This is a genomic window from Pseudomonas fluorescens (genome assembly GCF_012974785.1).
Taxonomy (GTDB): Bacteria; Pseudomonadota; Gammaproteobacteria; order Pseudomonadales; family Pseudomonadaceae; genus Aquipseudomonas; species Aquipseudomonas fluorescens_BT.
The window spans coordinates 5977572-5990961 of record NZ_CP027561.1; the positions used below are offsets into that span (position 1 = coordinate 5977572).

At 61.7% G+C, this 13390-nt stretch carries 13 protein-coding genes; 5 read left to right on the forward strand and 8 right to left on the reverse strand.

From position 1 onward, the window contains the following. Window positions 1–43: 43 nt before the first annotated feature. The 3 genes from C6Y56_RS27315 to C6Y56_RS27325 all read right to left on the reverse strand — a co-directional run bounded on the left by C6Y56_RS27315 (window position 44) and on the right by C6Y56_RS27325 (window position 3265). Complete coding sequence (locus C6Y56_RS27315) at window positions 44–967, reverse strand: SdiA-regulated domain-containing protein (RefSeq protein WP_169432348.1); 924 nt, start codon at window positions 965–967, stop codon at window positions 44–46. Between the two features lie 197 nt (window positions 968–1164). Then, the gene (locus C6Y56_RS27320; protein WP_169432349.1) at window positions 1165–1830 is read right to left on the reverse strand and encodes a fumarylacetoacetate hydrolase family protein; all 666 of its coding nucleotides are present in this window, start codon (window positions 1828–1830) and stop codon (window positions 1165–1167) included. Between the two features lie 40 nt (window positions 1831–1870). Then, window positions 1871–3265 carry an FAD-binding oxidoreductase gene (locus C6Y56_RS27325; RefSeq protein ID WP_169432350.1) on the reverse strand — a complete coding sequence of 465 codons (1395 nt, stop codon included), beginning with the start codon at window positions 3263–3265 and terminating at the stop codon, window positions 1871–1873. A 204-nt stretch (window positions 3266–3469) separates the two neighbouring features. Here C6Y56_RS27325 and serA point away from each other — a divergent pair, with 204 nt between their 5' ends. Further along, a complete protein-coding gene (gene serA / locus C6Y56_RS27330) occupies window positions 3470–4699 on the forward strand; it encodes a phosphoglycerate dehydrogenase (RefSeq protein WP_169432351.1) in 1230 nt (409 codons plus the stop codon). A 64-nt stretch (window positions 4700–4763) separates the two neighbouring features. On the opposite strand, the gene C6Y56_RS27335 is transcribed toward serA, so the two are convergent. After that, window positions 4764–5189: a DUF4399 domain-containing protein gene (locus C6Y56_RS27335; RefSeq protein ID WP_169432352.1), complete on the reverse strand. Its 426-nt coding sequence runs from the start codon at window positions 5187–5189 to the stop codon at window positions 4764–4766. Window positions 5190–5323: 134 nt separating this feature from the next. Between C6Y56_RS27335 and C6Y56_RS27340 the strand changes: the two genes are divergently transcribed. Continuing rightward, window positions 5324–5902 (forward strand): transporter substrate-binding domain-containing protein, encoded by a 579-nt coding sequence (locus tag C6Y56_RS27340; protein ID WP_169432353.1) that lies wholly within the window; start codon window positions 5324–5326, stop codon window positions 5900–5902. Window positions 5903–5913: 11 nt separating this feature from the next. Here the strand turns inward: C6Y56_RS27340 and C6Y56_RS27345 are convergent, their stop codons facing one another. Together C6Y56_RS27345 and C6Y56_RS27350 are read right to left on the reverse strand one after the other, a co-directional pair. Next, a complete protein-coding gene (locus C6Y56_RS27345; RefSeq protein WP_169432354.1) occupies window positions 5914–6399 on the reverse strand; it encodes a DUF523 domain-containing protein in 486 nt (161 codons plus the stop codon). 1 nt (window position 6400) lies between these two features. Further along, window positions 6401–7033 (reverse strand): 2OG-Fe(II) oxygenase, encoded by a 633-nt coding sequence (locus tag C6Y56_RS27350; RefSeq protein WP_169432355.1) that lies wholly within the window; start codon window positions 7031–7033, stop codon window positions 6401–6403. A gap of 108 nt (window positions 7034–7141) precedes the next feature. Between C6Y56_RS27350 and C6Y56_RS27355 the strand changes: the two genes are divergently transcribed. Continuing rightward, window positions 7142–7894, forward strand: coding sequence for a DUF2059 domain-containing protein (locus C6Y56_RS27355; RefSeq protein ID WP_169432356.1), 753 nt, complete (start codon window positions 7142–7144; stop codon window positions 7892–7894). A gap of 122 nt (window positions 7895–8016) precedes the next feature. On the opposite strand, the gene C6Y56_RS27360 is transcribed toward C6Y56_RS27355, so the two are convergent. Further along, window positions 8017–8967, reverse strand: a complete 951-nt coding sequence (locus C6Y56_RS27360) for an alpha/beta hydrolase (RefSeq protein WP_169432357.1) — start codon at window positions 8965–8967, stop codon at window positions 8017–8019. A 97-nt stretch (window positions 8968–9064) separates the two neighbouring features. Between C6Y56_RS27360 and C6Y56_RS27365 the strand changes: the two genes are divergently transcribed. Both C6Y56_RS27365 and C6Y56_RS27370 read left to right on the forward strand, forming a co-directional pair. After that, window positions 9065–9643, forward strand: a complete 579-nt coding sequence (locus C6Y56_RS27365; protein WP_169432358.1) for a DUF6436 domain-containing protein — start codon at window positions 9065–9067, stop codon at window positions 9641–9643. A gap of 103 nt (window positions 9644–9746) precedes the next feature. Further along, a complete protein-coding gene (locus C6Y56_RS27370; RefSeq protein WP_169432359.1) occupies window positions 9747–12158 on the forward strand; it encodes a penicillin acylase family protein in 2412 nt (803 codons plus the stop codon). Window positions 12159–12396: 238 nt separating this feature from the next. Here C6Y56_RS27370 and C6Y56_RS27375 read toward each other — a convergent pair whose 3' ends face one another. Further along, window positions 12397–13362: a GlxA family transcriptional regulator gene (locus tag C6Y56_RS27375; RefSeq protein WP_169432360.1), complete on the reverse strand. Its 966-nt coding sequence runs from the start codon at window positions 13360–13362 to the stop codon at window positions 12397–12399. Window positions 13363–13390 lie beyond the last annotated feature (28 nt).

A 13390-nucleotide genomic window follows, 5' to 3' on the forward strand; every position in this document is an offset into this window, starting at 1 on the left:
AAGGCCACTTGCCCCGCACGACAACCTTGCGGCGGCAGACCGGTTATTTCTGCTTTTCGAAGCGATAGAACAGGTTCGGCTCACTGACCATGTACAGCGTGCCCTGCTCGTCCATGGTCACGCCTTCGGCGCGGGGAATGGTTTTCTTCAGGCCGTTGAACCCGCCGAGCAGGGTCATGAAGCTGACTTGTTCGCCCTTCTCGTCCAGCTCCAGCAGCAGGTGTGAATCAGCGGACAGCACCAGGGTATGGCCGGTACGCGGATCGACCGCCAGCGCCGAGAGGTTGCGGATGTCCAGCTCGTCGTTCGCCAGCTTCTGCTTGTCGCCGGATAGGGTCTGGCTGCCGTCGCTCTTCCAGATGAACAACGCCGGTGGACGCTCTTCGCCCAGCAACAACTGGTGATTGCGCGGGTCCCAGGCAATCGCTTCGAAGGCCTTGTTCTGGTCCTTTGACGGGCCGAGGTCGTATTTCGGGAAATCGTCGCGCTTCAATTCGCGGGTCGCGGCGTCGACCTTGACGATGGACAGAATGTGCTCGCGCTCATCGACGATAGCCAGCAGGCCGTTGCCCAGTACGGTCACGCCTTCCGGGTTGCTCCAGCCCACCAGCGGCATCTTGCGCAACACGTCGCCCTGCAAGGTCAGCTCAACCAGGAACGGGTTCTTGCCCATCACCGAAAACAGGGTCTTGCTCTGCGAGTCGTAGGAGACGTCCGAGGCCTCGTCCTTTTCCATGCCCGGCAGCAGCTTGGCATCAATCACCACGCGATAGTCGGGCAGCCAGATACTCGCCGTGCGTTCGGCCGGCGATTCGAAGCGCTCGCGCACCCACAGCAGGCCCCGGTCATCCCAATGCATGGCATGCGCCAGACCGTAAGCGGCAGCGACCACCAGCAACAGCCAGTAATACCAGCGCAGGGCGAAACGTGAACGACGGGCAGGGGTGAGCGGAGTTTGAGATGACATCAGAGGACGCGTTCCGAAAATTCAGGCTATGGGTAATAGCACAAGGAGGCCGGCTCAGACGCCAGGATGACCGGAATTATCCGGACAAAATGTGAAAAAAACGGCAAATGGCGGGATTGCCTTATGCCTTTGAGAGCCGCAACACAAAACAACTGTGGGAGCGAGCCTGCTCCCACAGTTTTTTCCAAGTGTTGCAGTCAGCGCACGCTGCTGGTGAATCGGCTTGCGCCCGGCAGTTCCAGCACAATGTCATCGCCGACGTTCAGCGGCCCCACGCCCACTGGCGTGCCGGTCAGGATCACATCACCGGCCTGCAGCGAGAAGCAGCCGGCCATGTGCTGGATCATCGGTACGATCGGGTTGAGCATCGCGCTGCTGTTGCCGTCCTGGCGCACTTCGCCATTGATGGTCAGGCGGATGCCGATGTCGGTCAGGTCAGGGAATGTGCTGCCAACCACGAACGGTGCAATGACCGCCGCGCCGTCGAACGACTTGGCGATTTCCCACGGCAGGCCCTTGGACTTGAGTTCGGCCTGCTTGTCGCGCAGGGTCAGGTCCAGTGCCGGAGCAAAACCGGAGATGGCGTCCAGCACTTCTTCACGACTCGGTTTGGTCGACAGGGGCTTGCCGATCAATACAGCGATTTCCGCTTCGTAATGCACGGAGCCACGCTCGGTGGGAATGCTGAAACCGCCTTCCAGCGGCACCACGCAACTGCCCGGCTTGATGAACAGCAGCGGCTCGGTAGGGACCGGGTTGTCCAGTTCCTTGGCGTGTTCGGCGTAGTTACGGCCGATGCACACCACTTTCCCCAGCGGAAAATGAATCCGCGTACCGTCGACATACTGGTGCTGATAGCTCATTACCGACTCCTGCCTTCATTGATTCATCAGGGATTGCCAATCAAACCGCGAAAATCTTGCCCGGGTTCATGATGCCGTTCGGGTCGAACACCGCCTTGACCGCTTTCATGTATTCGATTTCCACCGGCGAGCGGCTGTAGGTCAAGTAGTCGCGCTTGGTCATGCCCACGCCGTGTTCGGCAGAAATCGAACCGTTGTACTTCTCGACGGTTTCGAACACCCACTTGTTGACGGTGGCGCACTTGGCAAAAAACTCGTCCTTGCTCAGGTTGTCCGGTTTGAGGATGTTCAGGTGCAGGTTGCCGTCGCCGATGTGACCGAACCAGACGATTTCGAAGTCCGGATAGTGTTCGCCGACGATCGCGTCGATTTCCCGCAGGAATGCCGGAACTTTCGAGACGGTCACCGAGATATCGTTCTTGTACGGCGTCCAGTGGGAGATGGTTTCGGAGATGTACTCGCGCAACTTCCACAGGTTCTGCAACTGGGTTTCGCTCTGGCTCATCACGCCGTCCAGTACCCAGCCCTGTTCCACGCAATGCTCGAAGGTTTCCAGGGCGCTGTTGGCCACTTCTTCGGTGGTCGCCTCGAATTCCAGCAAGGCGTAGAACGGGCAATCGGTCTCGAACGGGGCCGGGACATCGCCACGGCCCATGACCTTGGCCAGGGCGTTGTCGGAGAAGAATTCGAACGCGGTCAGGTCGAGTTTGCCCTGAAAGGCGTGCAGCACCGGCATGATCGAATCGAAATCGGCGGTGCCGAGGACCATTGCGGTCAGGTTTTTCGGCGCACGATCCAGGCGCATGGTGGCTTCGACCACGAAACCGAGGGTGCCTTCGGCGCCGATGAACAGCTGTCGCAGGTCATAACCGGTGGCGTTCTTGATCAGGTCTTTGTTGAGCTCCAGCACATCGCCCTTGCCCGTCACCACTTTCATGCCTGCGACCCAATTGCGGGTCATGCCGTAGCGAATGACCTTGATCCCGCCGGCATTGGTGCCGATATTGCCGCCAATCTGACTCGAACCAGCCGAAGCGAAGTCGACCGGGTAGTACAGGTCATGTTCTTCGGCAGCATTCTGCAGTTGCTCGGTGACCACGCCCGGCTGGCACACAGCGGTACGGTCGGTGAGGTTGATGTCGAGAATCTGGTTCATGTAGTCGAACGACACCACCACTTCGCCATTGGCGGCCACGGCCGCGGCGGAAAGCCCGGTGCGCCCGCCCGACGGCACCAGCGCCACTTTATGTTCGTTGGCCCAGCGGACGACGGCCTGCACCTGTTCGATGGTCTTGGGGAACACGATGGCGCTGGGCGCCGGGGCGAAGTGTTTGGTCCAGTCCTTGCCGTAAGCGTTCAGGGAGTCGGCATCGGTCAGGACCTTGCCAGGCTCGACCAGGGTCTTCAGTTCATCAATCAGGACAGGATTGGTCATCGACGGAACTCTCGAACAATTCATGGTCATCCTGAGAACGCTTCACGTCGCAGGAATGAGTGTTTAGCGGGGCGGCTATGCTAGCATACCGACCCCGCAGGCCAGTGCCCAAGGCCGGTTCTGCGGTGACGGCTTTCTTGTCGTCCAGGTCAATGTCTGTTGACCATTTCCTGCCATTTTTCTCCGGGATACAGGTTTACGCAGATGAGCAAGACTTCTCTCGATAAGAGCAAGATCAAGTTCCTTCTTCTCGAAGGCGTCCACCAATCGGCTGTCGACGTCCTCAAGGCGGCGGGCTACACCAGCATCGAATACCTGACTGGCTCCCTGCCGGAAGACCAGCTCAAGGAAAAGATCGCTGACGCTCACTTCATCGGCATTCGCTCGCGCACCCAACTGACCGAAGAAATCTTCGATCACGCGAAGAAGCTGGTGGCAGTCGGCTGTTTCTGCATCGGCACCAACCAGGTCGACCTGAGTGCCGCCCGCGAGCGCGGCATCGCCGTGTTCAACGCGCCGTACTCCAACACCCGCTCCGTGGCCGAGCTGGTGCTGGCCGAAGCGATCCTGCTGCTGCGCGGCATCCCTGAGAAAAACGCTTCCTGCCACCGTGGCGGCTGGATCAAGTCCGCAGCCAACTCCTTCGAGATCCGTGGCAAGAAACTGGGCATCGTCGGCTATGGCTCGATCGGTACTCAGCTGTCGGTCCTGGCCGAAGGTCTGGGCATGCAGGTGTTCTTCTACGACACCGTGACCAAGCTGCCCCTGGGCAACGCGACCCAGGTCGGCAACCTGCACGAGCTGCTGGGCATGTCCGACATCGTCACCCTGCACGTCCCGGAAACCGCTGCGACCCAGTGGATGATCGGCGAGAAGGAAATCCGCGCCATCAAGAAGGGCGGCATCCTGATCAACGCTGCACGCGGCACCGTGGTCGAGCTGGATCACCTGGCCGCTGCGATCAAGGACAAGCACCTGATCGGCGCCGCCATCGACGTGTTCCCGGTCGAGCCGCGCTCCAACGATGAAGAATTCGAAAGCCCGCTGCGTGGCCTGGACAACGTGATCCTGACCCCGCACATCGGCGGTTCCACCGCTGAAGCGCAGGCCAACATCGGTCTGGAAGTGGCAGAGAAACTGGTCAAGTACAGCGACAACGGTACGTCGGTATCGTCCGTGAACTTCCCGGAAGTGGCCCTGCCGGCTCACCCTGGCAAGCACCGCCTGCTGCACATCCACGAGAACATCCCGGGTGTGATGAGCGAGATCAACAAGGTCTTCGCCGAAAACGGCATCAACATCTCCGGTCAGTTCCTGCAGACCAACGAGAAGGTCGGTTACGTGGTGATCGACGTCGACGCCGAGTACTCGGAGCTGGCGCAAGAGAAGCTGCAACACGTCAACGGCACCATCCGTAGCCGCGTGCTGTTCTGATCCGGCGCTGAGCGACAAAAAAAGGGAGCCCCTCGGGGCTCCCTTTTTCATGCACGCGAAGACGTCATTTGACGTTGACGGTGATTTTCTTCGACACGATCGGCGGATCGAAGGCCATGTGGCCGCTGTCACCCAGCTCCAGTTGCAAGGTGTGCTTGCCCGGTGCGAGTTTGATCTCGGCCTGGGTCTGCGCCTTGCCGAAGTGCATGTGGTTGGCGTCGGTCGGCACGACGGAACCGGCCGGCACGATTTCCTTGGCATCGATCAGCAGATGGTGATGACCAGTATTCTTGGTGACGTCACCGGCCGGTGCCAGCGCGATGTCCTTTACACCGAACTTGACCGTGAAGGTCTGCGGAACCGTGGCTCCGTCCTCGGGAGAAACGATGAACACTTCGGCGCCCTTCGGTGCCGGTGTGGCCGCACTGGCCAGTACCGAAACACCCATCAGCACACCGGCCAACGCTGCACGTGACATAAAGCTTTTCATTTTCTTCTCCAGTTTTTCCGTAAAATCGGCACGGTCATGACAACTTCATGACCATTCGTTGTCGAAGGCACTCGACAACCATAGCAAAGCGAGCCTGGAAAACAGGCCGCGACAATGATTTCAAAGGAGTGACCATGCGTTTACTGCCTGGCCTGATCTGCCTGCTACCCCTTCTGAGCCCTCTGGCTCACGCCGAACTGATTGATGACGTCAACGACCGTGGCGAGTTGCGCATAGCCCTGGAGGCTAATACACCGCCCTTCAATTTCAAGGATGGTGACACACTCACGGGGTTCGAGGTCGAGCTTGGGCAACTGCTGGCCAACGAGCTGGATGTACGCGCCGACTTCATCGTCACGGACGAAGCCGATCTGCTCCAGGGCGTTGAAAGCGGCAAGTACGACGTCGCGCTCAACCACATAGCACTGACCCCGGAACTCAAGGATCGTTTCGACGTGAGCCAGCCTTACACGCAGGTCAATGCACAATTGCTGGCGAAAAAGGACGAGCAGCCTCGGCCGCTGGTGCTGGTGCAGGCGCTGACGGAAGAAAAGCCGAAGGTCGGCCCGCCGGTGGATCTGGCGATTCCGTTTCAGAAGGGCAACCCGGCGTTTCACGCGAGTCTGGAGAATGCCTTGCAGCGGATCAAGGCGGATGGGCGGTTGGAGGCGTTGTCGAAGAAGTGGTTGAGTGTGCCGGCTGCGGAAAACTGAAGTGATCGTGACTAGTCGAGCAAGCTGAGGGCCTGTGCGGCTTCGGGCAGTTCCAGTTCGCTGAAGACCTGCACGCCATGACGCTTGAGCAACGCGGCGGTGACGCCCTCACCGCTGACCTTCACCCCACTGAACGTCCCGTCATAGGTCAGCAGATTGCCGCACGAAGGGCTGTTGGCCTTGAGCACCGCCACCCGAATCCCGTGCTTTTGCACCAACGCCAGCGCCTGCCGCGCACCGTCGAGAAACTGCGCACTGACGACTTCGCCCTCGGTGGTGATCACCGAGGCGAGCCCGTCCAGCACTTCGCTGCCCTGCCCGCCCGGAATTTCTGCCGCTGCCCGTGGCGTCGGCAAACCACCGGCGACTTCCGGGCAAAGCGGCACTACCCGGCCTTCGCTGATCCACTGTTCCAGCAGATCGAACGGCCCGCTGGCCCCACCGTCGTAACGCACGCGATGGCCCAGCAGGCAGCGACTGACCAGAATCCTGTGCATCTCAGAACGGCTCGTTGCCACGGCGGCGGAACCAGCCTGTCAGCGACAGCCGCTCACGGTTGGCTGGCAACACTTCGTGAGGGACTTCGCCGGAGAGAAACACCACCAGACAACCGCCCGTTGGTTGCACGTCATGGACGCGATCATTCTCCAGATACATGCGCAACTGCCCGCCGTCTTCCGGCAGCCAGCCGTCATTGAGGTAGATCACCGCCGAGACCATGCGCCGATCATCATCGCGAAAGCGATCGACATGCTTGCGATAGAACGCACCCGGCGGGTACAGGGCGAAATGGCATTCGAAGTCTTCCAGACCCAGGAACAGTCCCCGATTGAGCGCCTCGCGCAGGCTGTCCATCAGGTTCAGATAACGGTCGCTGGCCTCGGCCTGACCAGGATCGATCCATTGGATATGGTCGCCGCGAATGCCCTCGCGGACCTCCGAAAACGGCCCGCGTCCGACGCCCGCCGGTGCCAGTTCACCTTCGGCCTCACGTTTACGGCACTCGGCGGCCAGCGCGCGGGTCAGATCCGCAGGCAGGAATATGTTCTGCTGCGACCAGCCACGCTCGGCCAGGTCGTCGACGATACGTAACAGCAGCGGGTGTTCAGAGGATATTTGCATGGCGCGCATAGTATGCCTGCGGCAAGAATTCCGACAGAGCCACGCGGCGGCTTGATACGAATTCTCGACAAGTACTGGCACCGCACGGAGAATAGTCCGCTGCCGACAGGAGTCCCTATGCGCCGTTTGCTTTTTTCACTGTTGATGTTCTGCGTTTTGCCCGCCTGGGCGGACGGCCACGACCAGTTGTACAAGGTCGCCGGCTGGCCAGAACAACGCGCGCATTTCAACGACGCCCTGAGTGCCGCGCAGCAGCGTTACCAGAGCAGCCTGCCGCCGGCGGTGTTTCAGGCGCTGGTGAACAACAGCAATCAGCGCTTCGCGCCCCAGGCCGTGGACCGGCGCGCCGAAGCGCAACTGCGCAAGAACCTCGCCGATCCGCAGCCGGCCCTGTCGTTCTTTCAGTCACCGCTGGGCAAGAAGATCGTCGCCGCCGAACTGTTGGCGACCCGTCGCGATCAATTGGCGAAAAACGCCAAGGGCCTGCCGAAGATGCCGGCCAGCGACAGTCGCCTGCTGATCATCGGCCACCTCGCCCAGGCCCTGCCCGCCCGTGAAGCCGGTGCCGAAGTCAGCCTGGCGATTGCCGGCGTGGCGGCGGACAGTTTGAGCTCGATGATTCCCGGCCTGCTCGGTGGCGGTCAGGCCCAGGGCATGTTGAACGGTCAACGTCAGCGCCTGATGGATCAGATCGGCGCCGACCTGAACAACACGCTGCTGTACGTCTATCGCGACCTGTCGGATGAAGAGCTGGAAGAGTTCGCGACCTTTGCCGAATCCACCGAAGGCAAGGCCTACTATCAGGCCGCGCTGGCAGCGATCCGCGCCGGGCTGGCCGTGGGGCAAAGCACCTCGAACCTCAGCCAGTAATCTTTACGGCCTGACAGACCGCCTTCGCGAGCAAGCCCGCTCCCACATTCGACCGAGTTGATGCTGGATGAATACGGTTAAATGTGGGAGCGGGCTTGCTCGCGAAAGGGCCATCAGGATCACTAGGGGTTGCGGCCCTTGATCCGCTTGCTCAAGAACTCGAAATACTCCTCGCGCATTTCCGCCGTCTCATTGGCCAGGTGATGCCGCGCCTCGGCCAGCAACAGAATCTGCGGCCGGTCGAATTTCCACTTCAATACTTGCAGGTTGTGCTGCCAGTCCACGGTCATGTCTGCCTGGCCCTGAACGATCAGCGGCCGACGCGGGCTCTTCTTCGCGTATTCCACCCGTTTGATCCAGCGCGACAACGCCCCGACCCACGCGGTCGGCAAGCGTTTCGGCTGCAACGGATCGGCCTGCAGGAACGGCAGGAAGTCCGGGTCGTTGGAGTTCTCGCTGAAACGCCGGGCGATGCCCCGGACGAAGGGGCGCAACAGGTAATAACTGAACTGCGACCAACCCCAGGCACGCGGACGCACCAACGGCGCCAACAGAATCAGCTGCCCCTGGGCCGGGCTGTTTTCACCATGATTGAGCACGTGATCGACAATGATCGCCCCACCGGTGCTTTGCCCGCACAAGTGCCACGGCTGCGGCAACGCAATCGAGCGCGCCTCGGCGAACAGGCCTTGCAGCGCATCCTGATATTCCGAGAAATCGCGGATGCTCGCACGCGGCCCGCTCGACAGGCCATGCCCCGGCAAATCGCAGGCAATCACCGCAAAACCCTGATCCAGCGCCCATTCGATCACATGCCGGTAAAGACCGGTGTGGTCATAAAACCCGTGCACCAGAAACAGCGTGGCCCTGGCCGTTTGCGCCGGCCACCAGCAATGGCTTACGAGCTCATAGCCATCGATGTCGAACCGGCCCATGCCGCGCCAGACATCGCGCTCCGGAAAGTCGGTCTTGTAGAACCGCTGATACGCCTTCGCCTCCTCGGACAACGGCTGCCACTCGGCCAGAGGCTTGAGGCTCGCACGCAGATGATCGGGATCGAAGGCAGCAGACATGGGCAATTCCAATACGTTAAACGGACTTTATCGGCCTGCGATATTCATCTGTAGGAGCAAGCATGGCAAGCTAGCGCGCTCTTGAGGATCCAAAGCCATGCGTTCGCCCTACCGCACCGCACTGTTTGCCAGCCTGCTCGCCATCGTGTGTGCCGGCGTGCTGTGGGCCGCGTACGACTGGTTTCAGGGCCGCTATCTGCGGGCCTTCAGCGAACATACCGCGGTGTTTTCCGGCGATCCGCTGCGTCTGCCCGACGACCTCGCCGGCCCCGGCAATATCCGTCTGGTGCACTTCTGGGACCCGGCCTGCCCGTGCAACGTCGGCAATCAGCAGCACCTGACCGAGATGGTCGAACAGTTCGGCCCCAAGGGCGTGGAGTTCTTTGCGGTGCAGAAGGCCGGCAGCCACGGCCAGTTGCCCGCCACCCTCAGCAACCTCAAGACCATCGCGGTGCTGCCCGGCTCCGAACAGATTCCCGCGAGCCCGGCCGTGGCGATCTGGGATCGCAGCGGCCGACTGGCGTACTTCGGCCCCTACAGCGAAGGCCTGACGTGCAACTCCAGCAACAGCTTTATCGAACCGATCCTGCAAGCGTTGAGTGATGATCGTCCGGTCAATGCGACCCATACGCTGGCGGTCGGTTGCTACTGTCCGTGGCCGACGCAGACGAAGTAAGGCATTCCGGACATTTCAAGGACGGCGATGCGCAGCACACGAGGCGTGTGCTAATTGTTTGCAGCCCGCACGGGCGGCAACCCCGAATGCACAAGGAGTCACCATGAAACGCGTCTTCACCGTTCTTGCCTTGCTCATCGTTGCACTGCTCGCCGCCGGCGGCTGGTACATATACAGCAAGCAACCGACGCGTCAGGGCCAGGTGGAGTTGCGCAACCTGCAAGGCTCGGTGACCGTGCGTTACGACGAACGCGGCGTGCCGCACATCCGTGCCGAAAACGAAACCGACCTCTATCGCGCACTCGGTTATGTGCACGCCCAGGACCGACTGTTCCAGATGGAATCCATGCGCCGTCTGGCCCGGGGCGAACTGGCCGAAGTGCTCGGACCGAAACTGCTCGACACCGACAAACTGTTTCGCAGCCTGCGCATTCGTGAACGCGCCGCCAGTTACGTGGCCGGCCTCGACAAACAGTCACCGGCGTGGAAGGCCCTGCAAGCCTATCTGGACGGCATCAATCAATATCAGGACTCGCACGCCGCCCCGGTCGAGTTCGACGTGCTGGGCATCCCCAAGCGGCCGTTCACCGCCGAAGACAGCATCAGTGTCGCCGGCTACATGGCCTACAGCTTTGCCGCCGCGTTTCGCACCGAACCGCTGCTGACCTATGTGCGCGATCAACTGGGGGCCGATTACCTCAATGTGTTTGATCTCGACTGGCAACCCAAGGGTGCGCTCGCCAAGGGCCACGCCAGCACCACACCGCCACTGGCTGCCGAAGACTGGAAGGATTTGAACGCCCTAGCCCGCCTCAGTGAACAAGCGCTGATCGACAACGGCCTGCCGCAGTTCGAAGGCAGCAACGCCTGGGTGATCGCCGGCAGTCGCAGCAAGGGCGGCAAGGCATTGTTGGCCGGTGACCCGCACATCCGTTTTTCGGTGCCGTCGGTGTGGTACGAAGCGCAGTTGTCGGCGCCGGGTTTTGAGCTTTACGGTCATCATCAGGCGCTGGTGCCGTTTGCGTTTCTGGGGCACAACCTGGATTTCGGCTGGAGCCTGACCATGTTCCAGAACGATGACCTGGACCTGATCGCCGAGAAGGTCAATCCGGACAATCCGAATCAGGTCTGGTACCACGGCCAGTGGACCGACATGGTCAGCACCGAGCAGCAGATCGCCGTGAAAGGCCAGGCGCCAGTGACCCTCACCCTGCGCCGGTCGCCCCACGGGCCGATCGTCAACGATGCCCTCGGTACAGCCGCCGGAAAAACCCCGATTGCCATGTGGTGGGCGTTCCTCGAAACGCCGAACCCGATCCTTGAAGGTTTCTACCAGCTCAACCGCGCCGACACCCTGGCCAAGGCCCGCGCCGCAGCGGCCAAGGTGCAGGCACCGGGATTGAACATCGTCTACGCCAATGCCAAGGGCGATATCGCCTGGTGGGCTTCGGCGCTGCTGCCCAAGCGACCGGCCGGGGTCAAACCCGAGTTCATCCTCGATGGCAGCGGCAATCAGGCGGACAAGGACGGCTACTTCCCATTCAGTGCCAACCCGCAGGAGGAGAACCCGACGCGGGGGTATATCGTCTCGGCCAACTTCCAGCCCGTGTCGCCGACCGGCATGGAGATTCCCGGTTACTACAACCTCGCCGACCGTGGCCAGCAACTCAACCGCCAGCTCGCCGACAAGAACGTGAAGTGGGACAACGACGCCAACCAGAAGCTGCAACTGGGCACCACCACCGGTTATGGCCCGCGCGTGCTGGCGCCGTTGCTGTCGGTGTTGCGTGAAGTGGTGACCGACTCGGCGCAGCTGAAACTGGTCGAGCAACTGGCGCAGTGGCAAGGCGACTATCCGCTGGACTCGGTCAGTGCGACGGTGTTCAACCAGTTCCTCTACGACCTGGCCGACGCGGCGATGCGCGATGAGCTGGGCAACGACATGTTCGAGACCCTGCTGTCGACCCGCGTGCTCGATGCAGCGTTGCCGCGACTGGCAGCCAACGCCGACTCACCGTGGTGGGACAACCGCAACACCCCAGGCAAAGAGACCCGTGCCGACACCGTGCGCACCGCGTGGCAGGCGAGCATGGCGCACCTGAAGCAGACCCTCGGCGACGATGCTTCCGGCTGGCAATGGGGCAAGGCCCACACCCTGACCCATGGTCATCCGCTGGGCCAGCAGAAACCGCTGGATCGCATTTTCAACGTCGGTCCGTTCGCCGCACCGGGCTCCCATGAAGTGCCGAACAACCTCTCGGCGAAGATCGGCCCAGCGCCATGGCCGGTGACCTACGGCCCGTCGACGCGGCGGCTGGTGGACTTCGCAGATCCCGCTCACAGCCTGACCATCAACCCGGTCGGCCAGAGCGGCGTGCCGTTCGACAGCCACTATGACGATCAGGCGGAAGCGTATGTGGACGGGATGTATGTGCAGGCGCACTTCAGTGAGGAAGAGGTGACGGCGAATACGCGCAGTACCTTGAAACTCTTGCCCAAACGTACAGAGCCTTAAAAGCCGCCCTCACCCCAGCCCTCCCGAAACGTCGGACCGCCCGGAGGGAGAGGGAGCCGACCGAGGTGTCTTGCGTCATACGTCGACCTGAAAGATCGGAGTCGATTATGGATTCACAGCAGATCGTTCAGGTCGGCGTATCTCTCCAACATCCCCCAATCGGCCCCCTCTCCCTCCGGGCGGTCCGACGTTTCGGGAGGGCTGGGGTGAGGGGTGGCGATCCAAAGCCGATCACCGCTCAAACCATCGCCGCAAAATTCAGCCGAAACTGCTGCGGTGTCACCCCCAGCCGGCGGTTGAACACGCTGCGCATATGTTGCGCATCGCGAAACCCGCATTGATACGCGACGGTCTTCAGCGGCGCCGTGGTGCTTTCGAGCATCACTCGCGCCGCATCCACTCGCGCCCGTTCGACGAATTCCGCCGGGGTGACTTTCGCTTCGCGAGCAAACACCCGGGAGAAATTCCGCGCACTCATATTCGCCGCCTTCGCCAGGTCGGCGATGGTCAGGTCGCCGGTGAGATTGGCCAGCACATACAGCTGCACCATCGCCACCGCCGACGTCGGCTCTGCATGAGGCGTTAGGAACGGGCTGAACTGCGACTGCCCGCCCGAGCGCTGGGTGAACACCACCAGCCGCTTGGCCACGCTCAGCGCCACCTCGGCCCCGTAATCACGCGCCAGCAGGTACAACGACAGATCGATCCCCGCCGTCACCCCCGCCGAGGTGTAGAGCTGGCCATCCTCGACGTACAGCCGATCAGCCTCGACCCGGCTCGACGGGCACAGCTGCGCCAGCGCCTCGGCGTCATTCCAGTGAGTGGTGACCGTGCGCCCCTCCAGCAACCCGGCACGGGCGAGCATGAACGCACCGTTGCAGATCGAGCCGAACCGCCGCGCCCGTCCACAGGCTTCGCGCAACCAGGCATCAAAGGTCACGCCGAAATCCAGAAACGGCAACTGCGGCCCGCCCGCCACCAGCAGCAAGTCATAAGCCTGCGACGCTTCGCTGAAATGCCGATGCGCACTCAGGGTCAGCCCGTTGGAACACGGCATCGGCCCGCGCTCGACGCCGATCACTTCGAGCCGGTAATGATCCTCCGGCGCCAGGAAGCGGTTGGCCTCGGCGAACACGTCCATCGGCCCGCTGACGTCCAGCGCCTGCACGCCGGGGAACACCACGATGGCGATGGTTTTGTTCATGGCAATGAAGGCTCCGGGGGAATGGCGG

What these genes read in the sequence shown, in the direction of transcription:
- C6Y56_RS27340 (WP_169432353.1), top strand. Translation starts at nt 5,324, where the DNA reads ATGCGTTTACTGCCTGGCCTGATCTGCCTGCTACCCCTTCTGAGCCCT.
- C6Y56_RS27370 (WP_169432359.1), top strand. Translation starts at nt 9,747, where the DNA reads ATGAAACGCGTCTTCACCGTTCTTGCCTTGCTCATCGTTGCACTGCTC.
- C6Y56_RS27345 (WP_169432354.1), bottom strand. Translation starts at nt 6,399, where the DNA reads ATGCACAGGATTCTGGTCAGTCGCTGCCTGCTGGGCCATCGCGTGCGT.
- C6Y56_RS27355 (WP_169432356.1), top strand. Translation starts at nt 7,142, where the DNA reads ATGCGCCGTTTGCTTTTTTCACTGTTGATGTTCTGCGTTTTGCCCGCC.
- C6Y56_RS27320 (WP_169432349.1), bottom strand. Translation starts at nt 1,830, where the DNA reads ATGAGCTATCAGCACCAGTATGTCGACGGTACGCGGATTCATTTTCCG.
- C6Y56_RS27350 (WP_169432355.1), bottom strand. Translation starts at nt 7,033, where the DNA reads ATGCGCGCCATGCAAATATCCTCTGAACACCCGCTGCTGTTACGTATC.
- serA (WP_169432351.1), top strand. Translation starts at nt 3,470, where the DNA reads ATGAGCAAGACTTCTCTCGATAAGAGCAAGATCAAGTTCCTTCTTCTC.
- C6Y56_RS27360 (WP_169432357.1), bottom strand. Translation starts at nt 8,967, where the DNA reads ATGTCTGCTGCCTTCGATCCCGATCATCTGCGTGCGAGCCTCAAGCCT.
- C6Y56_RS27375 (WP_169432360.1), bottom strand. Translation starts at nt 13,362, where the DNA reads ATGAACAAAACCATCGCCATCGTGGTGTTCCCCGGCGTGCAGGCGCTG.
- C6Y56_RS27335 (WP_169432352.1), bottom strand. Translation starts at nt 5,189, where the DNA reads ATGAAAAGCTTTATGTCACGTGCAGCGTTGGCCGGTGTGCTGATGGGT.
- C6Y56_RS27365 (WP_169432358.1), top strand. Translation starts at nt 9,065, where the DNA reads ATGCGTTCGCCCTACCGCACCGCACTGTTTGCCAGCCTGCTCGCCATC.
- C6Y56_RS27315 (WP_169432348.1), bottom strand. Translation starts at nt 967, where the DNA reads ATGTCATCTCAAACTCCGCTCACCCCTGCCCGTCGTTCACGTTTCGCC.
- C6Y56_RS27325 (WP_169432350.1), bottom strand. Translation starts at nt 3,265, where the DNA reads ATGACCAATCCTGTCCTGATTGATGAACTGAAGACCCTGGTCGAGCCT.